Here is a 26,270-nt window from a genome sequence, read left to right as displayed (position 1 = left end):
ATTCCTAAAATCTATTATCTAAACACACTTATCTATCATTCACTCCATCGCAGCCAGCAGGTCGTCTATCGGCACGGTGGCAAAATTGCTGGCATAGTCGCTCATGGCGTAAGGTATCACCAGCTCCCGGCCGTGCAGCAAAGCGCCGCAGGTGTACACCACATTGGGCACGTAGCCCTCGCGCTCGTCCTGGTTGGGAGACAACAGCGGCCGGCGCAGGCGGCCGATCACCCGCGAGGGGTCCTTCAGGTCCAGCAGAAAGGCCCCCAGGCAGTACTTCCGCATGGGACCGACCCCGTGACTCAGCACCAGCCAGCCGGCCTCGGTCTCTATGGGCGACCCGCAGGTGCCGATCTTGACCATCTCCCAGGGCTGGGCCGGCTGCAGCAGCATCCGGGGCGTCTGCCAGAAATGGATATTGTCGGAGTACATCAACAAAATATTCTGGTCGTCCTGGCGCGACAGCATGGCGTAATGCCCGTCGATCTTGCGGGGGAACAGGGCCATGCCCTTGTTCTGGACGGCCGGGCCGTTGAGGGTCAGGAACTTGAAATGGATAAAGTCGGCGGTCTCCAGCAGCTGGGGCAGGGTGATCCTGCCGTCGTAGGCGGTGTAGGTGGCGTAGTAGGTAAGGCTGCCGTCGTCGTCCCGGAACATGACGAACCGGGCGTCCTCGATGCCGTTGCTCTGGCTGGGCACCGAGGGGAACAGGATCCGCTGGGCCAGATGGCTGGAGGGATCGAACCGCACCTGGTAGTTGGATTCGGCCAGCAGCAGGATGCCCTGGGCGGCCCGGTCGGCCAGGGCATCGACCGGGGTCATCTTCCGGCGCTCCGCTTTCAGCATCCGGCGCAGGTCGTCCAGGACGAATTCCCCGGGCAGCTGGTCCACCACCCGCCGGCAGAAGTTGCTGTGCAGGCCGGCCTCCTGGAGCTTGCGGGCGAAGAGATCCTTCTGGTATACCGCGTTGGGCAGGGGCTCCGGCTCCGTCACAAAGGGAACCGGCGGCGTGAGCTTGATGCGGTGTTTGGCGCTGACGGTGCCGGTGCGGAAGGTGATGGATGAGATGTGCCCCTCGCCGGTGGCCCGCAGGCTCAACACAAAACGGAGCGAGCCCGCCGGAAGCTTGGTCTGGTCGGGATGAGGCACGATGGACGGATTGAACAGGGCGGCCGACTCCGGGGAATATTCATGCGAGAAGTAGGCCCCGATCAGCAGCTGTCTTTCCGGGGTGGTCTCCTGCCGGTCTTTTAGGTAGCGCTGGACCTGCCGGAAACGATTGCAGAAGGTCTGCTCAACGTTGGTATGCCGGTCTTTGAACTCGCTCAGCACCGATGCCAGAAGCCGGGCCGCCGCTTCGTCGGTCAGGGCCATCACCTGGGACACTATCCTCCGGGCGATATCCTTCCGGACGGGATAGAAGGGCCGCAGCAACACCCGGGAGCGGTCCGGGGAGATCACCGGTCCGATGCGTTTGGCCTGCAGGACCGGAGGCGCTATGGCGGGGGAGATCAATTTATTCATCGCTGTTCATCCGGCGACCCGTTGAAACTGGTGAGGGTGCTCTGGAGGGTCTGCATCTCAGCCAGGGCCAGCAGGAAGGCCAGGGTGGATTCGGCCCCCTGGTTCTGGCTGACCCGGTCGACGTGCAGGCCGTCGCGGCAGCCCCCGGTGGTGGAATCGTACAGGGCCAGTCCCAGATCGTTCCGTCCCAGAAACCATTCGAAGGCCCGGCGGGCCTCGGCCGCCCAGTACATGTCGCCGGTGGCCGAATAGGCCTCGATGCAGGCCGATACCGTGGCCTGGGCTTCTATCGGCTGCTGGTCGAACAGGGCCCGGGCCTGCCCCTTGGGGAAGAATCCGTTGGAGCCGACCGGCCGGAAGGAGCCGGTATCGGAGGTCTGGACCCTGACCAGCCAGCGCAGCGTTTTAAGGCCGGTCTCCAGCATCTCGGCGTTGTTCATGCTGCGGCCGCTTAGGATCAAAGCGTGAGGCAGCTTGGCGTTGGTGTAGGAGACCACGTCCTCGAACCATTGCCAGTCCTGGCTTGAGGCGTCGGCGTAGCGCTGCATCAGCTTGGCGGTCAGAGATTCCCGGATCTGGCCGGCCCGCCGGTCGCCGCTCAAGCGCCGCAGGTATTGGTCGATGCCGATCAGGGCGAAGGCCCAGGCCCGGGGCGAGGTCAGCCCGGGGGCGACCGGCAGGGCCTGTTCGAACAGCTCCGCCGCCAGCATGTGGAAACTGCCATGGCCGGCATGTCCCATGCAGAGCCCCAGGGCCCACAGGGCGTGGCCGTGGCAGTCCTCCGAGCCGACATCCTCCAGCCAGCGGCGGTCGAAGCTCATGAAATTGCGGAAGCGGCGGGTCTTGCGGACGAAGGCATGGTTCAAAAAGGCGGCATAGGTGGCCGCCAGCTCGTTGCTGCGGGGGGTGCTGTGCCCCGCCTGCTGGAGCATCAACATCAGCAGCAGGGCCCGGGCGTTGTCGTCGGTGCAGTAGCCCTCGGCAAAATTGGGGACCGTGAAGCTGGCGTGCTGGAATATCCCGGTCGAGTCGCTCAGGCGGTACAGGTGGTCCAGCTTGAGAGCCGGCAGCTGGTCGGGCTGCTCGTCAAGGGTCCTGATGGGCGAGGATTTTCGCCCCACGAAGCTGTGCTCCTGGCCGGCCCGGCGGAAGGAGTCCACAAAAAGATGGGCCACCCGGTTCCACACCATGCCCCGCCCCAGCTGGTAGGCGTTCTTGCGCATCGAATGGCGCAGCGGCGCGTCGTGCAACAGGCCGATGACGGCCCCGGCGATGGCCTGCGGGTCCCGGAACGGCACCAGTTTGCCGCGCTCCTCGGTCAGCAGTTCCTGGGCGTGCCAGTAGGGGGTGGACACCACCGCGTTGCCGGCCCCGAAGGCGTAGGCCAGGGTGCCCGAGGTTATCTGCGATTCGGTCAGGTAGGGGGTGAGGTAGATGTCGGTGGCCCCGATGAACCGGGTCAGCTCCTCCAGCTCGACGAAGCGGTTGAAGAACACCACGTGCTTTTGGACCCCCAGCTCTTTGGCCATCCGCTCCAGGCTCAACCGGTAGGACTCGCCCTCTGCGCGCAGCAGGTTGGGGTGGGTCTGGCCTACCACGATGTAGACCGTGTTGGGGAATTCGGCGATGATGGCCGGCAGGGCCTTCAGGGCGTACTCGATGCCCTTGTTGGGCGAAAGCAGCCCGAAGGTGAGCAGCACCTGCTTGCCGGCCACCCCGAACTCATCCTTGAAATAATTGGGGTCGGCGAATGGCATCTCGGGGATGCCGTGGGGGATGAGGTCTATCTTGTCGGCCGGCGCCTGGTAGACATCCCGCAGGAATTCCCGGCCCTTTTCCGACATCACCACCAGCCGGGTGGAAAGCCGGATCAACTCGCGCATCACCCGCCGCTGTTCGGGGTTGGGCTCGCGCAGGATGGTGTGAAGCGTGGTGACGACGGGCATCCGCAGCTTGTGCAGCAGGGCCAGCAGGTGGCTGCCGGCCGCCCCGCCGTAGATGCCGAACTCGTGCTGCACGCAGAGGACGTCCACGTTGGTGATGTTGAGAAAGTCGGCCGCCCTCAGGTAGGACGGCAGGTCCTGCTCCGCGATCTCGAACCGCACCTCCGGCGGATAATCGTAGCCGCCCTCGACGTCATTGACCGGGACCACCAGGCACTGGGTGGCGGGGAACTCCGCCGCCACCGAGGTGCGCAGGTCGGTGGTGAAGGTTGCGATGCCGCACTTCCTGGGAAGGTAGTCGCCCAGGAAGGCGATCTTGTGGATATCGGATGATTTGGACATAAAACCTGTCTTTCCGGGTGGGCCAGGTTCACCCCCGTGGCCTTTGGCTGATCGGCTCAGCAGTCGGGTTTGCTATCTCATGGAACGAGGTTGACTGCGGGGTTTTTACACCCATTCGGCTTGTCGGGCAAGTAGGGCATCTCAGTGTGACATATAATTTACGTCATTCCGTATCGTTTTTATGATCTCCGGGAATTCTGACAGTTTAAAATGCCCGTTCTTGCTGGCGTAAATTATGATATTTGCCTTTTTCAATCTTGCGGCGTATTTGGCGGCATGGGATACCGGAACGACATCATCGTCCCGGGAAAAAAGCAGATAAAGGTTTCTGGTATTCTTCTCGATCAAAGAAAGGTCGCTTTTAAGTTTGAATCCACCTGCCAAATCTTCCCCCGGCAGGGTGTCGTCGAACGGCGGGCAGATCAAATAGACCGATAATATTCTTTTTGGGAATCTGCTCTCCGAAAGATATTTGGCCAGGAATATGCCACCCAGGGAAGTGCCTATCAGGATTAGATCATTCCTCAAATATGGAAAGTATCTTTCAAAATGGATCTTCCAGTCATCGTATCTGGCATTCTCTTTTAGCGGCATGACGGGCCGGATGATCTCAAAGTCCCGGCCCAATCTTATATCCAGATATTCTTCGCTCCAGCGTATCCGCTTCTCGATGGAGACCGGCCGGGTCTTAAGGAACTTTAAATAATCTTTATGCTTTTTAAAAGTGGTCCCGCCGTGAATGAGTAATATTTGGATTTTCTTTTTCATAAAACGGTATAAAATTTATCGGTACAGGATATTCATCCGCTTCAATAGTTCATTATTTTCCAAAAGATCGACGGTATTTGTGAACTGGTTCACCGAGCCGATATCGGCCGGGATCCTTTTAACGGCAGGGTCTTTGATCCTCTTCTTAAGTTCACTGGCAAAAATGCCCGCGCGGATCACCAAATATGGCCGGTTATAAAACTGCGAAACGTCCGCGGCCATAGGCCTGGTCAATTTGAGGCTGTTGTGCATTTGGGCAACGATCTTATATGCCAGCGAAAGATGTTTTTCGCGTTCCTTCCAGTTTTCCGAGGCCAGGACCTTGTGCAGAACCGGAGAAAGTTTTTTGGCACACTTCAAACGGGAAAAGGCCGTGCCATACCATTTGCTGTATGGGGCGTATTCCCTTTCCATCAAAAAACAGAGTTTTATGATGGATTGCACCAGCCGCGCAGCCACAATCCTAGATCCCATCTCGTCATTTACATCGCCGCAGCGCCCGACAAAGGGCTCTTCCTGGCTTATCTTGGTCCATTCCGACGACAGCATGTAGAGCCAGATATCCCTGGGGAAATAATGCAGCTTGTTTTGGATTTGTTTCAAGCCCAGTTGGTCGTGAAATATTTTGCCGCTCCGGATGGTTCGGAGCTTTTGTTCGGACAATGTCAGCCACCCGGAAGCAGTAAGAGCATTTTTAGGCTCGATTAAAAGATAGTTTTTGAAAAATGATCCGATGGTGTGGATTTCCACGCGATGGCTTATGGGCTGTCCCGCTTTTGCTGCGGCCAGGAGCCTAACACCGGCTTGGTCGGGATCGCCGAAATGTGTTGAGTATTCCCGAAAGGACGGGGGCAGATTCCTGCCGAGAAAGTCAAAAATCTGTTTTTTCAGCCCGATGTCTTTTGGGGAAATAAAAAGCAAAACCCTCGGACCCCAATGGTGATCGGTCGAAAGTTCCGTATCGAAGCCCAGCACTTCAGAACCATGATCGATAAGCCCGGCGGAATATTCGAGCCCGGGGAATCCCGATTTTATTAAAGGTTTTACGGCCTTTTTAAAGAACAGCTCTGATAATTTTAGGCCGGGAATGAATTTTGACATAGTGAAGATATAAATTAGATATTTTTTATTCTGCGTCACCCATTCGGTTTGCCGTGCATGATCCCAGCCTCAGGGTGATATTTTCCCCCTCCTTGCGGGAGGGGGATCAAGGCGTCGTGCTGAGAAGGCTGACATGATGCACTTATGAAGCGGTCAGGTTTTTTATTCTTTGGGCGCCGGCGGTGTCTTGGCTGTCGTTTTGCCCAGCCGCTTGGCCCGCACCGAGATGATCCTTCTCCGGCTGACGTTCTCCACCACGAACTCCCAGGCCGGGTCGGCCAGCGGCCAGCGCAGCTTGTCGCCCACTGTGGGCACCTTGCCGGCGATGTCGTAAATGAACCCCCCGAAGGTCTCGTAGCCTTCGGTGGGAAAGCCGGTCCCCAGGGCCTCGTTCAGTTCCTCGATGTCCATCCGGGCGTCTATCCGGCAGCTGCGGTCGTCGATCCTCTTGTAGTGCGGGGCCTCGGTGTCAAACTCGTCCCGGATATCGCCCACGATCTCCTCCAGCACGTCGTCCAGGGTCACCATCCCGGCGGTGCCGCCGTACTCGTCCACCACGATGGCGCCGTGGGTCTTCCAGGCCTTGAAGTCCTCCAGCAGGCTGTCCAGTTTCTTGGAGTCGGGCACGAAATGGGCCGGCCGGATGATGTCGGTGATGGGGGCGGAGCGCTCCTTGTTCTTCAGCGCCCGGTTGACATCCTCATCGTGCACGAAACCCACGATGTTGTCCACCGTATCGTGGAACACCGGGATCCGGGAGTGGCCCGACTGGTCCATCAGGCGCAAAACCTTTCCCAGGGTCAGGTTGTCCTCGGCGCTGACCATGTCTATCCGGGGCACCATGATCTCCTTGGCGGTGGTCTCGCCCAGCTCGAAGATGCCGTGGATCATCTCGGTCTCGGAGCGGTCCAGCAGCCCCTGCTCGTGCCCGGCCCGCAGCAGGGAGCGGATCTCGTCCTCGGTCACCAGCTGATTGTTATGGACCTTCTTGATGCCGAACAGCGACAGCACCAGGTCGCTGGATTTGGCCAGCAGCCAGATCAGCGGCTTGGCGCCCTTGGCCATCAGGTTCAGGGGATCGGCCACCATCAGGGCGATGGCCTCGGCATGCTTGAGGGCGATGTTCTTGGGGGCCAGCTCGCCGAAGATCAAGGTCACCAGGGATACGATAACCGTCACCAGGGCCACCGCGATGGGCTGGCTGTTGGAGCTGATGAACCAGACGGGAAAACGGGAGATCCAGTCGGCCAGTATCTTGTAGCTGCTGACCGCGGCGATGGCGGCGGCCAGAAAGCCCACGAAGGTGACGCCGATCTGAATGGTGGCGAACAGGCGGGAGGGATCCTCCAGAATGTTCAGGATGATGCCGGCCTTGCGGCTGCCGTTCTGGGCCAGTTCTTTAAGGCGGGATTTGCGGACCGAGATCAGGGCGATCTCGGCGGCGGAGAAGAAGCCGTTGAGCAGGATAAGCAGGGCGATGAAAAGGACCTCAAACCATAGGTTGCTATCCAAAAAAGGACTCCTTGTGTTGGGTTATTGTTTAGCCACAAAGGCTCAAAGGCGCCAAGAATTTCTATTTTATTCTAAATGGTCATTGCGAGAAAACATCACAGCCTGACAAATGAAGCAATCCACAATGATTGTCATTCCCGAGAAGTCGGGAACCCACAAAAAAATCCAGGATTCCTGCAACCCGCCTCAGCGATGATAGGTCTCACAGGAATGACAAATAACCAACAACTAATAACTGATGTACAGCTCTTCCTTCTTCCGCATCTTTTTTGCCTGGCCGGGCTTGATATGATCATAACCGATCAAATGCAGCAGCCCGTGGACCACCAGCCGTTTAAGCTCCTCCTCGAAGCTGACCCGGTATTCCCGGGCCTGCCTCCTGGTGCGGGGCAGGGAGATATAGATGTCCCCCAGGTTGGCATCGGCCACCGGCGGGACGTGGCCTTCCAGCATGGCGAAGGAGATGACGTCGGTCACCTTGTCGATGCTGCGATATCTTTTATTGAGCCGCCGCAGACAGGCGCTGTCAGCCAGGATCAATGTCAGGTCGTAATCGGCATAGCCCTCGGCCGCCAGGATGCGGCAGATGCAGCGTTTCAATCCGGCCTCCCTGACCGGGGATGAGCTGTCCAGGCATTCGATGAAAACGGTCATCATGGCAACCGGCAATTAAATTTATCTGGTTAACCCTGGGGGTGATTGTTTTTTGATTCTGGGCCGTTCTTGGCCTCGGGGTATTCTATCCGGGGATGCAACAGGGCCAGCAGCACCGGCAGGAAGGCCTCCCCGGCCAGGTGCAGGTCATGAAGGGTCAGATTGGACTCATCCAGCTCCAGCTCGTTGGCCTTGTCGGCGATGGTGGCCTTGACCATCCGGCGGACCCGCTTGGGATTGCGGTCCTTCAAAGACCTGACCGAGGCCTCCACCACGTCGGCCAGCATCACCAGGCCGATCTCCTTGGACTGGGGCTTGGGTCCCGGATATCGGAAATCCCCCTCCAGCAATTTGCCCTCGGAGGAAAGATTGGCCTTGTGGTAGAAATACTTGGCCAGGGTGGTGCCGTGGTGCTGGGCGATGGCATCCTGGATGATCTGCGGCAGCCGGTGCTTGCGGGCCAGCTCCATCCCCTCCTTGACATGGGAGGCCACCACCAGAAAGCTCATCTTGGGGGCCAGGCTGTCGTGGCGGTTGGCCGCCCCGCCCTGGTTCTCGATGAAATAGTCCGGCTTGGCCAGTTTTCCGATATCGTGGTAATAGCCCATGATCCGGGCCTGAAGGCTGTTGGCCCCGATGGCCTTGGCCCCCACCTCGGCCAGGTTGCCCACCAGCAGGCTGTGCTGGAAGGTCCCGGTGGCCTCGATGGACAGGCGCTTTAAAAGGGGCTGGTCGGGGTCGGCCATCTCCAGCAGGCTGTAATCGGTGGTGGTGTTGAAGACCGCCTCCAGCACCGGCAGCAGCAGCAGGGTCAGCACGATCGACAGAAAGGCGCTGGCCGGGGCCATCAGCAGGGAGCGCTGGATCTGCTGGAAGGGCGACAGCTTCAGGTATTCCATGGCGGCGATGGCCAGGCCGCTGGCCAGGGTGATGGCAAAGAAACTGGTGATGATGAACTGGAAGCGGCTGCGCAGGCCCTTGACCAGGAAGGAGGCCACCGAGCCGGAGGCCAGGGCCACCACCGTGATGGGCAGGCTCAGTTCGGTGACCACCCCGAACAGCAGGCTGGCGGTGACGGCCATCACCGCCCCCAGCGGAATGTCGAACAGCAGGCTGGTAAGCATCGGTCCCAGGGCCGCCGGGAGCAGGTAGGGCGGGAAATCGGGGCGGGACAGCACCAGCCAGCCGGACAATACGCTCAGCAGAATGATGCTGGCCAGGATCATCAGCGAGTGAAAGTTGCGAAAAACTTCCGGGCGGAAGTTTATCAGATAGAAGGTCAGGATGCCCAGGAAGAAGCCCAGGGCCAGCAGCCGGGAAAGCAGGGTCAGCACATAGTTCCAGCCGCTGCGCCGGGAGACGGTGGTGATCTCATCCAGCCTGAGCTGCAGCGAATGGAGTTTCTGGGCCGTTGTCTGGTCCACCCTCTGGTAGGCGGAAACTATCTTTTCCCCCTTGCTCACCTGGCCGGTGTATGGGGAGACCGATTCCCGGGCCCGGGCCCGGGCCGATCCCACCTCGCTGGTGTCCACCGTCAAATTGGGCACCAGCAGTTTTGCCGCCACCTCGGCCAGGGCCTTGGCCATGGGCTCGGAACTGGGGAAGGCCGCCTGGCTCTTGGCCTTGATCAGCAGGGGCAGGGATTCCATGGTGAACAGCCGGGAGGTCGGGACCCTCTGCAGGTCGTGTCCCTGCCGCAGCACCACTTCGGGTCCCAGCATTTTGGCCTGGCCGTCGCTTAAGGGCAGCACCCCCGGCTCCAGCAGGGAATGGGCCATGTCCTTGAGCCCCTGCTGAAAGGAGTACAGGCCGGGCACGGTCAGCAGCAGATCGGCGGTGCCGCGGCTCAGGTTCAGCTTCCAGGACTGAATGGAGGCCAATTTAGTGGATAGATATTCGTCCTCCTGGCGGAGATTGGAAAGGTTGATCAGGAAAAGCTCCACATCGCTGTATAGTTTCCGGTCGAACTCGGGGTTGCGGTAGACGATGGCCAGCACCTGGGAGGCAGCGCTGTCCTGCTGGGCCTGGAGCAGGGCGGGATCCTTTACCAGCTGGAAATCGAACGGGGCCTGGATGTCCCGCGGGGAGGTGGCCCCGACCTTGAGCTTGATCTCGTCGTTGCGGGCCGGGGAGAACAGGTTGGCGATCACCAGCAGCAGGATGCCGGCCAGGGCCACCCGTTTTATCCAGAAGAGCTGGAATTTTCTGGATTGGGGGTTCAGGGGCCACAGGTTCCTGGCCAGAGTTGTTATTTTCATTAATGATGTCTTGAGCATAATCCGGTCAGTCGGCCGGGCCTCCTTGGGCCCCGGGATCGGTCGGCCCGTTGCCGGAATGGTTCTGGTAGGCCTGGATGATATGATGCACCAGCCGGTGCCGCACCACGTCCCGCTCTCCCAGGGTGGCGAAGCTGATGCCCTCCACCCCCTGCAGGATGTTGCGGGCCTCGATCAGCCCGGAGCTGTCGCTGCGGGCCAGGTCTATCTGGGTGATGTCCCCGGTGATGACGGCCCGGGAGTTGAAGCCCAGCCGGGTCAGGAACATCTTCATCTGGGTCTTGGTGGCGTTCTGGGCCTCGTCCAGGATCACGAAGGAGTTGTTCAGGGTCCGGCCCCGCATGTAGGCCAGGGGCACGATCTCGATGATATCGTTGGCCAGAAAGCGGTTGACCTTCTCCGGGGACATCATGTCGTACAGGGCGTCGTACAGCGGCCGCATGTAGGGGTCGATCTTCTCCTTGAGGTCGCCCGGCAGGAAGCCCAGCGATTCGCCGGCCTCCACCGCCGGTCGGCACAGGACCACCCGCTCCACCTGCCGCTCGTTGAGGGCCGCCACCGCGGCGGCCACCGCCAGATAGGTCTTGCCGGTGCCGGCCGGGCCGATGGCGATCACCAGGTCGCTGCCCTGCATGGCCTCCAGATAGCTTTCCTGTCCCGGCGATTTGGCCTTGATCAGTTTTTTCAGGGCCGAGAGCCCGGCCGGCCTCTCCCGGGAGGGACCGGCGGCCGGCTGCTGCCGGAGGTCGTCTATGGCATAGCCGATGTCCCGCTCGGTGAGCACCGCGCCCGATTCCACCTTCTCCCGCAAACGCAGGATCAAGCTGGTCAGCATCTCCAGCTCCCGGGGCTGGCCGGTGATGATGACCTCGTCGCCCCGGGCGGTAAGCCTGGATCTGAAGGAATGCTGGATCAGCTTCAGGTTGGCGTCGCCGGCCCCCAGCAGGTTGGCGGCGTCTATCCCCGCCAGGGAGATGCGCTCGGTTATTTCCGATGTTTCTCTGGTCATGCTCGTATGTTCTGCATTTATGAATGGTTGCCTTCGATAGCACATTGCCCCGCTTTGGACCGGACATCCCGGACAGCAACCGGCAGGTATCTCCGCTGCTCAAAACATCGCTATCCCGCCGGCCTTTCCGGCTAATTAATATAACATACCGCAACCGTTTGCGCAAGGGAAAAGCAAGGTAAAAAATATGTAATATGTCCTTGACAAAAATGTATCGTATAAACTATAGTATACATCAATAAATAGTGAGATAATTGACCATGAAAAAACATATATTATGTTTAATATTGCTGTCACTGTTTTGGTCGGGAACCTACGCCCAGCCTGGTCGCCGTTTGTTCGAATTTGAACAGCGGGAGGGTGATTCCCGGCCCAAGCCCGACCTAACCCCGACCTCTCCCTACCCCTCCCCTCGAGAGCCTGCCCTGAGAATGACCCCACGTTTTGAAACGAAGGGGGAGGGGAAAAGGGTGGGGTCCAAAGCACCGGGCTGGCAGCCCAACGGGATAGCGGTGTGCGATACCGCGCCTTCGGCCCTGCCCAAGATCGTAAGCGATGGAAATAGCGGAGCCATTATCTGCTGGACGGAATGTTATCGGGATCAGGTGAACTTGGACGACGATATCTACGCCCAGCGGGTGGACTCGGGCGGTAATTTTGTGTGGCCAAGCCAGGGCGTTCCGGTGTGTAGCTTATCGAGCAGTTATGCCAGTTATCCCGAAATAGTGGCCGATGGTTATGGCGGGGCGATAGTAGCCTGGGAAGACACCCGCGGAGGTTTGGGTTATACCAGGGTATTTGCTCAACGAATAGACAGTCTGGGTAACAGGGTATGGCCCGAGAACGGGGTGTTGGTATGCAACCAGATGAGCGGGTATGTTGACCTATGCAGTGACGGGCTTGGCGGTGCTATTATAGCGTATGTTGATGGCAGGGACCAGGCCACTACCAGCGATAATATATACGCCCAAAGAATAGACAGCGCAGGCAACCCCGCATGGGCAATAGACGGCGTGCCTGTATGCACAGCGGACAGCATACAGTTTTGGCCCTGGATTTGTAGCAATAACCTGGGTGGTGCGATAATTACGTGGTGGGATGATTATAGAAATGGCAGTAATGAAATGAACGCATACGGTCAATATATAAATGCACAAGGAGGTATTAAATGGCAGATAAATGGCGAATTATTTTGTTCAAAGTCAGGAAATCAAAAATCATACAAACCCATTACAGATAATAATGGGAAAGCATTAATTAATTGGTTCGATTACACTGTTATGAAAACATATATGCAAAGTATTGATAGTAACAGAACAATGCAATGGTCTGATACTGGCGTTGTTATTGGTAACTATGGTAAGATAAATATTGATAATAGGGGGGGGGCATTGGTAGTACTGGTGATTCTGTAAATCGTATTGATTCCTTAGGTAATATATGCTGGGGTTTGGGTGTTCCATTACATGAAACGCTTCCCAGTGGCGGTGAAAATGATGCCGACAAAGATGGATATGGTGGTGTTGTGGCAATCTGGAACTACAGCACCCATCTATATGCCCAGCGGGTAGATTCAAGCGGAGTTGTTTTATGGGAAACTACCGGCGTGCCTGTTTGTACTACAATGAATACTAATGATTACCAGCAAGTGATTGGTGACTTAGCCGGTGGAGCTATTGCAACATGGTACGGTGACCCTAATATGATCGTTTTTAATAACGTTTACGCCCAAAGAGTGAATGCAAATGGTATCCCGGGCGGGGTGACGGGAGAACCTGTGGAAGAGAATAGGCCCGTTAAACTGTTCATGAATATTTTCCCCAATCCTTCCAAGGGAAGAACCGAAGTTGAGTTTTCATTGGCCAAGCCGGCTTTTGTTGAGTTGGCCGTATACAATATGCTGGGGCAGAGGGTAAGAACATTGGTGAATTCATATAAAAATGCCGGGCGGCATAAAATATCCTGGAACGGCAGGGACAATGTGGGCAATGAAGTTAGTTCCGGCGTATATTTTTATCGGCTGAAAGCGGGTGAACATAATGCGGCCAAGAAAATGATGGTGATAAAGTAAGGGTACCAATTTTATTTTAAAGAGGCGGTGGGAAAGCCGCCTCTTTGATTTTAAGTTATTGATCATTTACCAATGGTCTGCAAAAATTATCATTGACATTATCCGCCAAGTGTTTTAAGATAGTGACACTTACGATAAACACTGGATAATTGATATAGACCAACCATGCAGCTCAAACTGGATAAAAAGCGATCCGACGCCCTGATCAACAGCTTCAGGCATAAAACCATCCTGGTGCTGGGCGACCTGATGCTGGACGAATACCTGTTCGGACAGGTCAGCCGGATATCGCCGGAGGCCCCGGTGCCGGTGGTGGAGGTCAGCGAGGAGAAATACCTGCTGGGCGGCGCGGCCAACGTGGCCTGGAACATCGCCAGCCTGGGGGCCAAGGTGGTTCCGGTGGGGGTGATCGGCCGGGACCGTCCCCGCCAGACCATCTTGAAAGAGTTTCAGAAAAGGAAAATATCAAAAAGCGGATTGGTGGAGGATCCCTCCCGCCACACCACCATCAAGACTAGGATAGTGGCCCATCACCAGCAGGTGGTGCGGGTGGACCGGGAGCATCGCCAGGACCTGTCGCCGGCCTCGGAGGCCAGGGTCATCGCCCGGCTGAAAAAACTTGTCCCCGCGGCCGATGCGGTGCTGATCGAGGATTACAACAAGGGGCTGATCACCGACAGGGTGCTCAAAGCCGCTCTGGAGCTGTGCCGCAGGCATAAAAAGATCGTCACGGTGGATCCCAAATTCAATCATTTCCTGGATTTCAAGGGGGTGACCCTGTTCAAGCCCAATGTGCTGGAGACCGAACGGGCCCTGGGGATGAAGATAGCCGGGCCCCAGGACATGCTGAAGGCCGGCAAAAAACTGATGGCCGGGCTCAAGACCAGGGCGGTGCTGATCACCGCCGGCGACCGGGGGATGTATCTGGTGACCGCCGGGAACAAGTCAGAACACATACCCACCATGGCCAAGGAGGTCTACGATGTCTCCGGGGCCGGGGACACGGTGATCGCGGTGCTGACCCTGGCCCTGGCGGCCGGAGCCAGTTTTCTGGAGGCGGCGGTCCTGGCCAACCATGCGGCCGGGGTGGAGGTCTCCAAATTCGGAGTGGCCGCGGTCTCGGTGAATGAACTTAAGGAGGCGTTGAAAAACTGGTAATGGATCTTTTGCTGGGGATCATTTTATATAATATCGTTTTGACCATGGCCTTCCTTTTGGGTTGGCCATATTTGCTGTTGGCCGGCGCCTTTTCGGGCAATAAGAAGTGGCGCCAGAGATGCGGGCTGGTCCCCAAGGCTCAGGGGAATCCCATCTGGCTCCATGCTTCCTCCATGGGCGAGGCGGCCCTGATCCCGCCCCTGATCGAAGCCTTGGGTGGAGAGGCTCCGGAATATAGAACGGTCATCTCCACCATGACCCAGACCGGGCAGGCCCGGGCGGCCAGGATCAATCCGGGATCGGCCACTTTCTTCCTGCCGTTGGATTTTCTGTTTTCGATCGCCCTGTCGCTGGGCAGGATAAAACCCTCGGCCCTGGTGCTGATGGAGACCGAACTGTGGCCCAACCTGATGTGGCTTTGCAATGCCCGGAGGATACCGGTGTTCATCGTCAACGCCCGGCTGTCGGACCGGTCGCTGCCCTGGTACCGTTTCTTCGGATTCCTGTTCCGGCCCCTGCTGAACCGGGTGGAATGCATTGCCTGCCAGAGCCCGGAGGATGCGGAAAGATACCGGTCATTGGGGGTTGCTCCGGCCAAGATAATCAATGCCGGGAACATCAAGTACGACACCATCCGGCGGCCGGTCAGCCGGGAACAAAAAATGAAACTCAGGGCGGACCTGGGATTTTCACCGCAGGATCTGATACTGGTGGCGGGCAGCACCCGGGAGGGCGAGGAGGAGATCATCCTGAATGCCTGGGCCGGGCTGTCCGGCGGGATGAAGCTGATAATGGCCCCCCGGCACCCGGAAAGGTTTTCGGCGGTGGAACAGATACTGTCCCATAAGAACGTACCGTTTTCCCAACGCAGCAAGATCAGCGGATCGGAAAGGTCAAGGGCGGTCCTGCTGCTGGACAGCATGGGCGAATTGATAGACGCCTACGCCGCCGGCGATATCGCCTTCGTCGGGGGCAGCCTGGTGCCGGTGGGCGGGCACAACCCGCTGGAGCCGGCGGCCCTGGGCCTGCCGGTGATATTCGGACCCCACATGTCCAACGCCCGGGAGAGCGCCCAAAGCCTGCTGGCGGCCCAAGGGGCCCTGCAGGTATCCGATGCCGGGGAGCTGAAAGGGATCCTGGAAAAATTATCCTCCGACCGTGGATCGATCGGCCATATTGGCGGCCGGGCCATGAAGATGGTGGAGGAGAAACGGGGGGCCTCGGAAAAGGCGGCAAAAATTATCATCCGAACGATAAAAAAAGCTTGAAATGTATTGAACAAGGTTATATAATGACACCTGAGCAATTTCACATTTAACCGAGGATAAAATGATAAAGTTCTTCCACAGCCTTAAGACCAAGCTTACCTTAAGCTTCATAATTATGATCCTGCTGATATCCGGACTGGCTTTCTTCTATACCTTCAATCATACCAAGAAGGCCCTAAAGGAACAGATGCGGACCGAGCTGATGGCGGTGGCCTCGGCCGTTGCGGTGAACATCGACGGCGATCTCCATGCCGGGATCAAGCCGGGCGACGAGGGAACCCCGGCCTTTGGGGCCATCGGCCAGGCCCTGCTCAGGGTCCAGAAGGCCAACGATCACATCACCTATATCTACACCATGCGGAAGACCGAAGAGGGCGCGGTGTTCGTGGTGGATCCCGATCCCGAGGAGCCCTGCGCCATCGGCGAGGCATACGACGAGGTCAATGACGAAATGCTGGCCGGGTTCCAAAGACCCAGCGCCGACAATGAATTCGTGACCGACCAGTGGGGGACATTCCTCTCGGGCTACGCCCCCATCCGGGATTCGCTGGGCAATTCGGTGGGGTTGGTGGGGGTGGACATGACCAGCAAGGACGTGCTCGCCAAGCAGAGGTTCATCGGGAACACCATCTACCTGATCATCGGCATCGCGGTGCTGTTCGCCGGGTTCATCATCCTGCTGTTCTCGGGGACCATCATCAAGGACGTCAACCGCCTCAACCGGATCGCCAACCGGATCAGCATGGGCGACATGGAGGTGAAGATGGATGTCAGACGGAACGACGAGATCGGCGACCTGGCGGATTCCTTCGGCCGGATGGTGGCCAGCCTGAAGATCGTGATGATGGAAAAAGGGGAATCGGAAAATAAAACGGAGCAGGGGAAATGAACATGACCGATCTCGCCCAGAGAGTTTTGAGCATCTCCACCGCCTATCTGGGGCCGGCCGCCAAGATGTTCCTGGTCAGGCAGACCAAATATCATCTGCAGGGGCTGGACTACGAGCAGCTGCAGAAAGAGCATTTGGCCGAATTGTCGAAGTGGCTTTATATCTCCGGCTCCCTGGTGATTGAGAAGGACAAGGCTCAGGAGCTGTCGCAGCTGGTGGCCAAGCTGACCTAAAGCTCTCGGTTTTGCATAAATAAGGATGTAAAATGCCGCCCTCTGCGGGGCGGCTTTTTACATAAAATTGTTGTAATTTCATCCCGGATGGGTTATCCTAATGGCATTATGAAGCCAGCATCAGCCGACATAGCATCCGTTATTTTTCTCTGGCCCTTTTCGATCCTGTATCTTCTGGTCTATCAATTGCGGAGGGCGGGCTACCGGACAGGGCTTTTAAAGACCCAAAAAAGCCGGCTTCCGGTGGTCTGCGTGGGAAACCTAGGCGCCGGGGGCACCGGCAAGAGCCCCTTCTGCATCATGCTGGCCGGGGAACTATCGACGGCGGGATTTAAACCGGCCATATTATCCAGGGGTTACAAAAGGACGGGTGGCAAAGGCTCGGAAATAACCGTTATCAGCGACTGGCAGAAGATCCTGGCCGTCCCCGCCGAGTCGGGCGACGAGCCTTTTTTGATGGCTCAAAAACTGCTGGGCAGGGCCATCGTCATAGTGGGCAAAGACCGGATCCGGGCCGCGGAGATGGCGGCAGCAGCCGGGGCCGATGTGATCATCATGGATGACGGCTTCCAGCACTGGCGGATGGCCCGGGACCTGGATATCGTGCTGCTGGACGGCAAACGGCCGCTGGGCAACGGCTGGCTGCTGCCGGCCGGCCGGCTGCGGGAGCCGGCCCCGGCCCTTAAACGGGCCGATATCATTATCGCCACCAGATGCGGCGGCCACGACGGCTGTCAACCCATCGAAAGGCTGGTGAAAAAATATCATCTAGGCCAGCCGGTATTTTACTGCGATCACCGGGCCGTCAGATTAAAACCGTTGAGTGATCAACCAGTGAGTGGGGCTATCAAACCGGCAAATGGCAATAAACTGCTTTTGTTCTCCGGCATCGCCCGGCCGGATTCATTCCAGAACAGCATCAAGGCGCTGGGATACGAGATCTCGGGTCACATCATCTTCGGAGACCATCATTCCTATGATCGGTCCGACCGGGAAAGGATATCGCGGGCGGCCGTCGATTGCGGGGCCGTGGTCACTACCGAGAAGGATGCGGTAAAACTGCCGGCGGGCTGGAACCCGGGGAAGCCGCTATCGGTACTGGAGATCGAGATCTCTTTTAGTCCGGAGTCAGGGAAGGGAAAATTACTTGAAATCATCAAAGAGGCTCTAAGGCGATGATCCTGGAAGATTATCAAAGATTACCAGACGAAGAACTGTATAAAATAATATCCCGGCTCAAAGAAGAGCGGGATGCGGCCTTTCTGGTGCACAACTACCAAGTGCTGCCGGTCCAGAGGCTGGCCGACTTCATTGGCGATTCCCTGGCCCTGGCCCAGGCGGCGGTCAGGGTCAAGGCCAAAACCATCGTCTTCTGCGGGGTGCACTTCATGGCCGAGAGCGCCAAGCTGCTCAACCCCGAAAAAACCGTTCTGCTGCCGGACCGGGGCGCCGGCTGCCCCATGGCCGATATGGTCACGCCGGAGGCCCTGCGCCAGGCCAGGGAAAAACACAACAACCCGATAGTGGTCACCTACGTCAACAGCACGGCGGCGGTCAAGGCCGAGAGCGACATCTGCTGCACCTCGTCCAATGCGGTGGATATAATCAACTCGCTGCCGGCGGACCGGGAGATCCTGTTCGTGCCGGACAGGAACCTGGGGGCATATGCCGCCAAGATGACGGGAAGGAAATTGATCCTGTGGCCGGGGTACTGCTATGTGCATAACCGCTTTACGGTCCGGGATATCATCAATGCCAGGGAAGAACATCCCGGGGCCACCTTTATCGTCCATCCGGAGAGTCCGCCGGAGGTGATCGAGCGGGCCGATATGGCGGCCTCCACCTATGGGATGGTGCAGGCGGTGAAGGAGCATCCGGAGATAAGCGAATGGGTGATCGGAACCGAACAAGGGTTGATCGATCAATTAGCTGCCGCCAATCCCCAAAAGGGCATATATCCCCTGGCGGCCAATGCGGTGTGCCGGAACATGAAGATGATCACCCTGGCCAAGGCGGCCTGGGGCCTGGAGAATCAGAAATATGAGATAACGGTCCCGGCCGAAGTGGCCGAAAAGGCCAGGCTGGCGCTGGAGCGGATGCTGGAGGTAGCAAAGCAGACCTTTCCCCTACCCCTCCCCTAATGCATTAGGAGAGAGCCTGCACTGAGAAGACAAACTGTTTTTCAATCGAAGTGGAAGGGTGAGGTCCTCTTCCAAAAATCCCGCTTGACGAAACCAACGGTTTATGATATCTTTTACAGATTGAATATTAGGAGTTTACAATGAATAAATGCCCCTTTCTGTCGGTGCACACCACCATCAGGGAAATAAAATACGACTCCGAGGGAAAGATAACCGAGGAGAAGGAAACACCCCAGACGGAACTCAAGGACTGCCTGGAGGCGCAGTGCGAGATCTTCGACAGCGCGGCCGGCAAATGCTCCCTGCCTGCCATTGACAGCAAGATCCAGCCGGCGGGCAGCGAGGAGCAACTGGCGGTCCTCAAATCCATCCTGGCCGAGACCAAGGAGGCCCGGGAGAACACCGCCGCCTCCCAGCTGCATGTGCTTAAAAAAGCCGAGGCCACCAACGACCTGCTTCACGGTTTGAAGGAGAAAATGTCCACGGTCGGGGCGGTGGACCTGGGGCCGGTGCAGAGCAGCCTGGCCGATCTGAGATCCGCGTTGGATCAGAACCAGGCCAAGTTCACCGACATCCTGGAATTGATACTGGAGGATCAGCAGAATCGGGCCGCCCAGGGCGGGCTTAAGGATAATCTGGCTCCGATGCTGCAGAGCACCTCTGATATCAAGGAGGCCCTGGTGCTGAACCAGAACAAATTCGGCGACATCCTGGAACTGATCCTGGAGGACCAGCAGAACCGGGCCGCCCAGGGCAGCCGGGAAACAGAACTGCTGGCCGAGATATCCCAGAAGCAGGAGAGGATGGTGGAGGCCCTGGGCCGGGGGCTTAATGCCGACAGCCTGAACGAGGGTCTGGCCAAGATGATGGACCGGTCGGGCGAATACCTGAAATCCCTGAGCGAGGCCGATGCCGTCAGGCAGTCCCGCCTGGAGGAGATGGAGAAGCAGTTGATCAAACTGCAGCAGACCATGCAGGAGCTTTTGGAGGGCCAGCGCAACGAACAGCGGGACATCAGCAACGAACGGAGGCGACAGAAGGGCAACGAGCATAACGACCGGGGGGTGATGCTTTTTCACCGCCGGGAGCTGGCGGCCGCCGAGGCGGAATTTCACAGGGCCCTGGACATCCGGCCGGATTTTGCCGAGGCCTACAACAACCTGGGGCTGACCCTGAGCGACCTGGGCAAAAAGGAGGAGGCGGTGGAGGCCTTCAAGAGGGCCATCGACCTGTCCCCCGAGGCCCCGGAGGCCTACAACAACCTGGGCTGCCTGTACCGCATCAAGAAGGACTATCAGCAGGCGGTGGAGCTGTTCAACCAGGCCATCGCCAAGCGGGAGGACTACTCCCTGGCCTACTTCAACCTGGGGGTGGCCTACGAGGAGCTGGAGAAATTCGAACTGGCCATCAAGGCCTGGGAGAAGGTGCTCAACCTGCAGCCCACCCATGAGGAGGCCCGGAGAAAACTGGCCTCCTACCGGGCCCGGAGGTAGTTTTAGATGGACGAAGCCCTGCATAAAATAGAGAAGATCCTGGCCGAGCAGAGGCAGCCCTCCCGGATAGATCCCATCCTGCCCAGCAAGACCGCCATTCCCAAGACGGATGCGGCCATCGACATCGCCCATTACGGGAAAGTGTCGGCCGGAGAGCAGACGCCGGTTCCGGTCAAGGAGGAGGCGGTGGTCGAAAAACCGGCCCCCAAGCCCAAACCGGAACATATCGACCCGGCGGCCAAGATAGGAGTGGGCGCCCGGGAGTTCAACCTGGATGAGCTGTCATCCGAGGCCATGGGCGGAGATGTCAATTCCGAAGTGGCCTCCAAGATCGGCACCGGAGGGCGGGTGTTCAAACTTGACGACCTGAGCGGTGATCAGGGATCAGACCCGCTGATGGGGAATGTCTTCAAACCATCCAACAGCCGGGAGCTGAGCCTGGACGAGCTCTCCTCGGAGCCCCGGGAAGAGTGATTTTTTAAAACTAAAAAGCCCCTCCGTTTCGGAGGGGCTTTTTATTTACTGGTAAAATCTTTACTAAGTTTTATATAAAACAGGTTTTAACCGTTACTTTCTTATGACTAAGAAAGTAACCAAAGAAGTCTTTGCCGCCCAGTTCCGCGGGTGGTAAGGCCTATGCCCCGGCATTCATTGAACCAGAACAAGCAGGATGCAAATGACGCAATGACTGCTTTATCGGGGCTGAAGCCTTAGCCGCTCCACTTAAAGGCGGGGCACCAACCCCACCCCTTCCCTCCCCTCGAGGGGAGGGAGGCCGGCAGGCAGGGAGAGGTCCGGGTCGCATCAGCGCTGCTGACTGGCATAAGCTGCCGTTAAGAATGTTTTGCATGCGGGTGCCTTGTTTCGTGGTCAAGACATTCAGGCAGCTGAATATCATAAACTTCCGGGCAGCGGTGCAGCGACAGTTCTCTTTGGAGCTTTCTCTTCAAAGAGAAAGCGGGAAAAGGGTCAATAACTTGGAACGACCGCGATGATATGGGGCGCATAGTATCCAAAGATATTTATTTTTACCAGCTGAAGGCCAGCTTGTTTAGCAGAACCAAAAAGATGGTTATACTCAGATAAATGCTCCTTTGAACGATAGCATAAAAATCACTACCAAAAGCCCCTCCGCAAGGAGGGGCTTCTTTATTATCGGGCAACCTATTGCTTTTCTATCTTCAAGCCGGGGATGTTCAATTTTGTCTGGCTGGTGTCGGTGACCATCGCCAGCAGGAAATTGTCCGGCTTCAGGTATTTTTTGGCGGCGGCCATTACGTCGGCCTGGGTCACCTGAAGCGTCTTCTGCATATCCTGCCGGAAATAATCCGCCCCCAGATCGTAAAGTTCCAGGTACAGGAACTGCCGGGCGGTCTGGCCGCTGGTTTCGAAGCGGAAGGGATAGCTGCCCCGGATGTAGTCCTTGGCTTCTTTCAGCTCCTTTTCGCTGACCGGCTGGCTCTGGATCAGCCGCATCTCAGCTATCAAGCTCTTGATGGCGGTGTCAGCCGAGGCGCATTTGGTCTGGACGGATAGGATGTAGGGCCCGAAATCGCTGCGGGGATCGTAATACGAATCCACGTCATAGGCCAGGCCCTGGGCCATCCGGATATTTTTGACCAGCCGGGATACGAAGCCGCCTCCGCCCAGGATGTAATTCATCACCCGGATGGCCTGATAATCGGGATCGCTCCTTCTGGGCCCCAGAAATCCCAGATTGATGTAGGCTTGGTTGATCTGGCGGTTTATCAGCAAAGCCCGGGGCTGCCCGATGGGCGGTATCTCCGGAAGGATCGATTGGGGTATTTTCCGGGCGGCCCAAGTTCCCAGATTTTGCTCCAGCATTCTTTTGATCTGGGAGCTTTTAAAATCCCCCACCAGCGAGATAATGCAGTTATTGGGAGCATAGTATTTCTTATGGTATCCGGCCAGGTCCTGCCGGGAAATGCGGGAGACGCTTTCGGCGTCGCCCATCCCGGGATGGGCGTAGGGGTGATCTTTGAACAGCATCAGGTTAAAGGCTTCGGCTGACTGGGTATTGGGACGGTCCCCCTTGGCCTCGATGGCCGAGAGCAACTCGGCTTTCAGCCGCCCGGTCTCCAGGGAGTCAAAAGCCGGTTTGGTCAGCAGGTCGAATAAAACCGGCCCGGTCCGGTTAAAATCCTTCGTCAGGGTGGTCAAGGAGATGAAGGCCGCGTCATAGTCGCATTTGACTGCGAACTGGGCGCCCACAAAATCGAAATTATCGGCGATATCCAGCGCACTGCGGGAGGAAGTGCCCTTGGCCAGCATCTCGATTGTGAAATTAGCCAGGCCGGCATATCCGGCAGGATCAGTAACGCTGCCGGCCTTGACCATAACCTCCGCCGATATCACTGGCAACTGGTGGTTCTCCAACAGCAGTATCGTCAATCCGTTTTTGAGAACGATCCTTTTGGGCTGGGGAGGGGTCCAGATATTCTGGGCTGAAACCATTCCGGCTGCGGCCAAAAACAAAGCGACGGCCAAAAACATCTTTCTCATTGGGCCTCTCCTTTGCTCTGGGGGGCGCCGGTCGGGATCAGGGTGGCCACGGTCCGGTTCTGGTCGATGAAATATTTATTGGCCGCGGAGATGATGTCCTGGTTGCTTACCGCCCGGATATTCTTAAGGTAGCTGTTCAGGTAGCTCCAGGAGAGCCGGGTCTGGGCCGAACCGATCTGGACGGCCAGGCCGTTGTTCCGTTGCTGCTGGAAGATAAAATCCGCTTCCAGCTGGTTTTTGCTTTTTTGCAGTTCCCGCGGGGAGACGCCATCCCGCCTGATCTTCTCCAGCTCTTCGGTTATGGCCTGCTCCAGTTCTTCGGTATTGTGACCCTTCAGCGGCGCGGAATAGAAGATGAACAGGGTGGGGTCGGTCTGGGTGTCGTTATATCCGCCGGCGAACAGGGCCAGCTGTTTATCGTAGACCAAGCTGCGGTAGAGCCGAGAGCTTTCGCCGTTGCTGAGGATATTGGAAAGCAGCTCCAGAGCGTAGGTGTCGGGCTGTCCTATTTCCGGCGTGTGATATCCCATGGCCACCAGCGGCATCCGGGTGTCCTTCAGCACCTTGACCCGGCGCTCGCCCATCTGGGGAGGTTCCACGGTGGCAACTTTGGGCGGTGATGTCTTGTTGCGGGGGATGCCGCCGAAATATTTTTCCACCAGGGCTACCGCTTCTTTGCGGTTGACTGCACCCACTATCACGCAGGCGGCGTTGTTGGGGGCATAATAGATCCGATAATAGTCGCGAAGATCCTGAGGGGTGATGGCTTCAATGTCGGTCATCCAGCCCAGCACCGGCCAGCCGTAGGGATGGGCGGTATAGGCGGCGGCATTCATCTCCTCGAACAGCCGCCCATAGGGCGAGTTTTCCCTGAGGCGGCGCTCCTCCTTGACCACATTGCGCTCCGGTTCGAACTCCCTGGGATCCAGCTTCAGGTTGGCCATCCGGTCCGACTCCAGTTCCATGGCCACCGAAAGGAACTCGGTGGAGATATTCTCGTAATAGGCGGTGTAGTCCTGGCTGGTGAAAGCATTGCTGTGACCGCCGTATTTCTGGACGATCCTGGAGAACTCCTCGGGACCGATCTTGTCGGTCCCCTTGAACATCATGTGCTCCAGCAGGTGGGAGATCCCGGTGATGCCGGGACGCTCGTTGCGGGAGCCCACCCGGTACCACACCTGGAAGCTGACCAGTGGCAGGCCGGGCTTCTCCACGGTCAGTATTTTCAGGCCGTTGGCCAGGCTGTCCTGATGGACCGCCAGGGTGTCAACGGCCCCGGCCCCGGAGACCACCAGGGCCAGGCAGGATGCCGCCAGAATTAATTTTCTCATTAGTTGCATTCCTTTATCTTTTATCCCTGATCAGCAGCCTGACGCCGATGGCGATCAGGATCAGCGGCCAGATCAGGCTTAATTTAAAATGAAACAGGCCGTAATTATTCAACAAAAGGCCGATGCCCAGGATGATGACCAATATCCCGAACACCGCCCCGGATGGATTTCGCCGCATATTAGGATTCCTTTCCTCGGGAGTTGGCGGAGTTTCGCGTTGGCCGGCCGAAAGGCTCTGGCCGGGGACTATCAGCCAGGCCGCCAGATAAATAAGGATCCCCAGCCCGCCGGCCAGGGCCAGGATCATAAAGATAATGCGGATCAGCAGGGGGTCGATGTCAAAATAATCGGCCAAACCTCCGCAGACCCCGGCTACCAACCGGTCCCGTCCGGAACGGTATAATCGTTTGGGCATATAAATGCCCCCCTACATCACCACCGGCTGGTCGGGGATGATGATCCAGGCAATGATATAGGCCAGGATCCCGGCTCCGGACAGGGCGAACACCACCGCCACCAGCCGGACGATGGTGGGGTCGATGTCGAAATACTCGCCCAAGCCCCCGCAGACGCCGCCCAGCATCCGGTCCCTGGTGGACCGGTAAATTCTTTTAGACATGACTCTCCTCCTAACTATTGACCGTACAATTATAAACCCCAAAGGGTGAAACTTCAAGGGTGTTTATGGTTTTATCGGGAATTTATTGAACGGCCTTGGGGGTCGTTGACCCCCAAGGCCGTTCAATGTCCACTTATTTATTATTACTCGGCCGCAGCTATCTTCGGCGCCTTGGGCGGTCTGGGCGGAGCCTGGTCCCTGGTGCCCAGCCGGGTGGTCCATACCGCGCCCAGGCCCACGGTGACCCCGCACCACAGGACTATGAAGTTGATGATGATGAATATCACGCCCAGGGCGGTCAGCGGGCTGCCGGCGATGTTGATCAGGCTGCCCAGCAGGAACAGGGAGTGCAGCAGCACGAATCCCAGCACCACCGCCGGCAGGGTGTTCATGGGAGGCTTGTTGACGGCATGCAGGAATTTCTGGTTGATGATCACCCCGAAGCTGGCGATGCTCATCAGGATCCCGGCCACCACCAGCAGGACGGCCAGCGGTATCAGGGGGATGCCCAGGATGGAGACCGCCATGAACACCAGGGCCGGGGCCAGGGAGATCTGCACCAGGAATCCGATGCCGGCCGACCTCCAGAAGTCGACCTCGATGATGTGGACGATGCGCTCGATGGGTTTGGCAAAGAACACGCCCAGCAGGGTTATCAGGATGCCCAGTCCGGCCAGCATGAAAAAGACGATAAAGAATTTTATGGCCCGTCCGGCAGCCGGTTTTTTGTGGGCAAAGTGGGCCGAGCCGACCATGCTGGGAATGAACTGGTTGAGCATCCCTAGATCCACGTTCTTGATCTCGCCGCCCACCCGGGCCCCTTCGGCCTTGTCAACCGTGCCGCCCACGGTGGAGATATCCCCGCCCACCGAGGACTCGGGCCCCAGATTGACCATCCCGCCGAAGGCCGCCACCTCGCCGCCCACCGTGCCGTCGATGGAGACGGTGCCGCCAAAGGTGGCCACGTCCCCCTTGACCGTTCCGGCCACCACCGTGGCCCCGCCGAAGGTGGCCACGTCGTGCATCACCGTGCCGTTGACCGTCACCCCGCCGCCGAAGGTCACGCAGTCGCCGTTGACCATGCCGTCCACCGTGATGGAGCCGCCCTTGGTGACCACGTCGTCGTTGATGGTGTCGGCCTGGCCGACATAGATGTCGCCCACCTTGGCATCCTTGGAGTCGATCTCGACCTCTTTGTCGCCGATCTTTAATTTGTATGTGCCCTGGGAATCGGAATCGCCGATACCCTGGATCTTGATGGTGGTCTTCTTGTCCAGCAGCTTGGTGCCTACCACCGTCTCCTCGGCCAGCCCGGCGGTTGCCGCCAGCAGCAGGGCGATCATCGGCAGCAGGATTAGCCAGCCGGATTTGGCAGAATGCCTGTTAATTTTGTACATGATCGTGCTCCTTTATTG

Annotated in this window: 23 protein-coding genes; 10 read left to right on the top strand and 13 right to left on the bottom strand. The window is 57.9% G+C overall.

Annotated elements, in window-relative coordinates; genetic code table 11:
• Positions 1–39 precede the first annotated feature (39 nt).
• The 8 genes from RDU76_08590 to RDU76_08555 all read right to left on the bottom strand — a co-directional run bounded on the left by RDU76_08590 (position 40) and on the right by RDU76_08555 (position 11,129).
• Positions 40–1,485 carry a glycoside hydrolase family 130 protein gene (locus tag RDU76_08590; GenBank protein ID MDQ7798981.1) on the bottom strand — a complete coding sequence of 482 codons (1,446 nt, stop codon included), beginning with the start codon at positions 1,483–1,485 and terminating at the stop codon, positions 40–42.
• A 35-nt stretch (positions 1,486–1,520) separates the two neighbouring features.
• Positions 1,521–3,809 carry a glycosyltransferase family 4 protein gene (locus RDU76_08585; GenBank protein ID MDQ7798980.1) on the bottom strand — a complete coding sequence of 763 codons (2,289 nt, stop codon included), beginning with the start codon at positions 3,807–3,809 and terminating at the stop codon, positions 1,521–1,523.
• A gap of 141 nt (positions 3,810–3,950) precedes the next feature.
• Positions 3,951–4,577, bottom strand: a complete 627-nt coding sequence (locus tag RDU76_08580) for an alpha/beta hydrolase (GenBank protein ID MDQ7798979.1) — start codon at positions 4,575–4,577, stop codon at positions 3,951–3,953.
• A gap of 15 nt (positions 4,578–4,592) precedes the next feature.
• Positions 4,593–5,240 carry a DUF4037 domain-containing protein gene (locus RDU76_08575; GenBank protein ID MDQ7798978.1) on the bottom strand — a complete coding sequence of 216 codons (648 nt, stop codon included), beginning with the start codon at positions 5,238–5,240 and terminating at the stop codon, positions 4,593–4,595.
• Positions 5,241–5,840: 600 nt separating this feature from the next.
• A complete protein-coding gene (locus RDU76_08570; protein ID MDQ7798977.1) occupies positions 5,841–7,190 on the bottom strand; it encodes a hemolysin family protein in 1,350 nt (449 codons plus the stop codon).
• 228 nt (positions 7,191–7,418) lie between these two features.
• A complete protein-coding gene (ybeY, locus tag RDU76_08565) occupies positions 7,419–7,847 on the bottom strand; it encodes an rRNA maturation RNase YbeY (protein ID MDQ7798976.1) in 429 nt (142 codons plus the stop codon).
• 26 nt (positions 7,848–7,873) lie between these two features.
• Entirely contained in the window at positions 7,874–10,102 is a 2,229-nt protein-coding gene (locus tag RDU76_08560) for an HDIG domain-containing protein (GenBank protein ID MDQ7798975.1), read from the bottom strand.
• A 25-nt stretch (positions 10,103–10,127) separates the two neighbouring features.
• A complete protein-coding gene (locus RDU76_08555) occupies positions 10,128–11,129 on the bottom strand; it encodes a PhoH family protein (protein MDQ7798974.1) in 1,002 nt (333 codons plus the stop codon).
• Between the two features lie 611 nt (positions 11,130–11,740).
• Here RDU76_08555 and RDU76_08550 point away from each other — a divergent pair.
• The 10 genes from RDU76_08550 (at position 11,741) to RDU76_08505 (ending at position 20,856) form a co-directional block, all read left to right on the top strand.
• Entirely contained in the window at positions 11,741–12,544 is an 804-nt protein-coding gene (locus RDU76_08550) for a hypothetical protein (GenBank protein ID MDQ7798973.1), read from the top strand.
• Positions 12,545–12,579: 35 nt separating this feature from the next.
• Positions 12,580–13,200 (top strand): T9SS type A sorting domain-containing protein, encoded by a 621-nt coding sequence (locus RDU76_08545; protein ID MDQ7798972.1) that lies wholly within the window; start codon positions 12,580–12,582, stop codon positions 13,198–13,200.
• Between the two features lie 165 nt (positions 13,201–13,365).
• Entirely contained in the window at positions 13,366–14,358 is a 993-nt protein-coding gene (gene rfaE1, locus RDU76_08540; protein MDQ7798971.1) for a D-glycero-beta-D-manno-heptose-7-phosphate kinase, read from the top strand.
• A complete protein-coding gene (locus RDU76_08535; GenBank protein MDQ7798970.1) occupies positions 14,358–15,626 on the top strand; it encodes a 3-deoxy-D-manno-octulosonic acid transferase in 1,269 nt (422 codons plus the stop codon). Before rfaE1 ends, RDU76_08535 begins: the two co-directional genes overlap by 1 nt.
• Before the next feature lie 61 nt (positions 15,627–15,687).
• A complete protein-coding gene (locus RDU76_08530; GenBank protein ID MDQ7798969.1) occupies positions 15,688–16,515 on the top strand; it encodes a HAMP domain-containing protein in 828 nt (275 codons plus the stop codon).
• A gap of 2 nt (positions 16,516–16,517) precedes the next feature.
• A complete protein-coding gene (locus tag RDU76_08525; protein ID MDQ7798968.1) occupies positions 16,518–16,748 on the top strand; it encodes a hypothetical protein in 231 nt (76 codons plus the stop codon).
• 108 nt (positions 16,749–16,856) lie between these two features.
• Complete coding sequence (lpxK, locus tag RDU76_08520; GenBank protein ID MDQ7798967.1) at positions 16,857–17,927, top strand: tetraacyldisaccharide 4'-kinase; 1,071 nt, start codon at positions 16,857–16,859, stop codon at positions 17,925–17,927.
• Positions 17,924–18,889, top strand: coding sequence for a quinolinate synthase NadA (gene nadA / locus RDU76_08515; GenBank protein MDQ7798966.1), 966 nt, complete (start codon positions 17,924–17,926; stop codon positions 18,887–18,889). Before lpxK ends, nadA begins: the two co-directional genes overlap by 4 nt.
• A gap of 140 nt (positions 18,890–19,029) precedes the next feature.
• Positions 19,030–20,382, top strand: coding sequence for a tetratricopeptide repeat protein (locus RDU76_08510; protein ID MDQ7798965.1), 1,353 nt, complete (start codon positions 19,030–19,032; stop codon positions 20,380–20,382).
• Between the two features lie 6 nt (positions 20,383–20,388).
• Entirely contained in the window at positions 20,389–20,856 is a 468-nt protein-coding gene (locus RDU76_08505; GenBank protein ID MDQ7798964.1) for a hypothetical protein, read from the top strand.
• A 690-nt stretch (positions 20,857–21,546) separates the two neighbouring features.
• On the opposite strand, the gene RDU76_08500 is transcribed toward RDU76_08505, so the two are convergent.
• The 5 genes from RDU76_08500 to RDU76_08480 form a co-directional block, all read right to left on the bottom strand.
• Positions 21,547–22,905, bottom strand: coding sequence for a pitrilysin family protein (locus RDU76_08500; protein ID MDQ7798963.1), 1,359 nt, complete (start codon positions 22,903–22,905; stop codon positions 21,547–21,549).
• Positions 22,902–24,236: a pitrilysin family protein gene (locus RDU76_08495; protein MDQ7798962.1), complete on the bottom strand. Its 1,335-nt coding sequence runs from the start codon at positions 24,234–24,236 to the stop codon at positions 22,902–22,904. The genes RDU76_08500 and RDU76_08495 overlap by 4 nt, the downstream gene beginning before the upstream one ends.
• Positions 24,237–24,249: 13 nt before the next feature.
• The gene (locus tag RDU76_08490) at positions 24,250–24,651 is read right to left on the bottom strand and encodes a PspC domain-containing protein (protein MDQ7798961.1); all 402 of its coding nucleotides are present in this window, start codon (positions 24,649–24,651) and stop codon (positions 24,250–24,252) included.
• A 12-nt stretch (positions 24,652–24,663) separates the two neighbouring features.
• Entirely contained in the window at positions 24,664–24,855 is a 192-nt protein-coding gene (locus tag RDU76_08485) for a PspC domain-containing protein (GenBank protein MDQ7798960.1), read from the bottom strand.
• Positions 24,856–24,998: 143 nt separating this feature from the next.
• Complete coding sequence (locus RDU76_08480; GenBank protein MDQ7798959.1) at positions 24,999–26,252, bottom strand: hypothetical protein; 1,254 nt, start codon at positions 26,250–26,252, stop codon at positions 24,999–25,001.
• Positions 26,253–26,270 lie beyond the last annotated feature (18 nt).

The organism is Candidatus Edwardsbacteria bacterium, from assembly GCA_031082425.1.
Taxonomy (GTDB): Bacteria; Edwardsbacteria; AC1; order AC1; family EtOH8; genus UBA2226.
Note: the sequence above shows the minus strand (reverse complement) of the source record. Positions and strands in the feature narration are given on the sequence as shown.

What these genes read in the sequence shown, in the direction of transcription:
- RDU76_08505 (MDQ7798964.1), top strand. Translation starts at nt 20,389, where the DNA reads ATGGACGAAGCCCTGCATAAAATAGAGAAGATCCTGGCCGAGCAGAGG.
- RDU76_08535 (MDQ7798970.1), top strand. Translation starts at nt 14,358, where the DNA reads ATGGATCTTTTGCTGGGGATCATTTTATATAATATCGTTTTGACCATG.
- RDU76_08555 (MDQ7798974.1), bottom strand. Translation starts at nt 11,129, where the DNA reads ATGACCAGAGAAACATCGGAAATAACCGAGCGCATCTCCCTGGCGGGG.
- RDU76_08585 (MDQ7798980.1), bottom strand. Translation starts at nt 3,809, where the DNA reads ATGTCCAAATCATCCGATATCCACAAGATCGCCTTCCTGGGCGACTAC.
- RDU76_08525 (MDQ7798968.1), top strand. Translation starts at nt 16,518, where the DNA reads ATGACCGATCTCGCCCAGAGAGTTTTGAGCATCTCCACCGCCTATCTG.
- RDU76_08495 (MDQ7798962.1), bottom strand. Translation starts at nt 24,236, where the DNA reads ATGAGAAAATTAATTCTGGCGGCATCCTGCCTGGCCCTGGTGGTCTCC.
- lpxK (MDQ7798967.1), top strand. Translation starts at nt 16,857, where the DNA reads ATGAAGCCAGCATCAGCCGACATAGCATCCGTTATTTTTCTCTGGCCC.
- RDU76_08510 (MDQ7798965.1), top strand. Translation starts at nt 19,030, where the DNA reads ATGAATAAATGCCCCTTTCTGTCGGTGCACACCACCATCAGGGAAATA.
- ybeY (MDQ7798976.1), bottom strand. Translation starts at nt 7,847, where the DNA reads ATGATGACCGTTTTCATCGAATGCCTGGACAGCTCATCCCCGGTCAGG.
- RDU76_08500 (MDQ7798963.1), bottom strand. Translation starts at nt 22,905, where the DNA reads ATGAGAAAGATGTTTTTGGCCGTCGCTTTGTTTTTGGCCGCAGCCGGA.
- RDU76_08530 (MDQ7798969.1), top strand. Translation starts at nt 15,688, where the DNA reads ATGATAAAGTTCTTCCACAGCCTTAAGACCAAGCTTACCTTAAGCTTC.
- RDU76_08560 (MDQ7798975.1), bottom strand. Translation starts at nt 10,102, where the DNA reads ATGAAAATAACAACTCTGGCCAGGAACCTGTGGCCCCTGAACCCCCAA.
- rfaE1 (MDQ7798971.1), top strand. Translation starts at nt 13,366, where the DNA reads ATGCAGCTCAAACTGGATAAAAAGCGATCCGACGCCCTGATCAACAGC.
- RDU76_08485 (MDQ7798960.1), bottom strand. Translation starts at nt 24,855, where the DNA reads ATGTCTAAAAGAATTTACCGGTCCACCAGGGACCGGATGCTGGGCGGC.
- RDU76_08480 (MDQ7798959.1), bottom strand. Translation starts at nt 26,252, where the DNA reads ATGTACAAAATTAACAGGCATTCTGCCAAATCCGGCTGGCTAATCCTG.
- RDU76_08490 (MDQ7798961.1), bottom strand. Translation starts at nt 24,651, where the DNA reads ATGCCCAAACGATTATACCGTTCCGGACGGGACCGGTTGGTAGCCGGG.
- nadA (MDQ7798966.1), top strand. Translation starts at nt 17,924, where the DNA reads ATGATCCTGGAAGATTATCAAAGATTACCAGACGAAGAACTGTATAAA.
- RDU76_08580 (MDQ7798979.1), bottom strand. Translation starts at nt 4,577, where the DNA reads ATGAAAAAGAAAATCCAAATATTACTCATTCACGGCGGGACCACTTTT.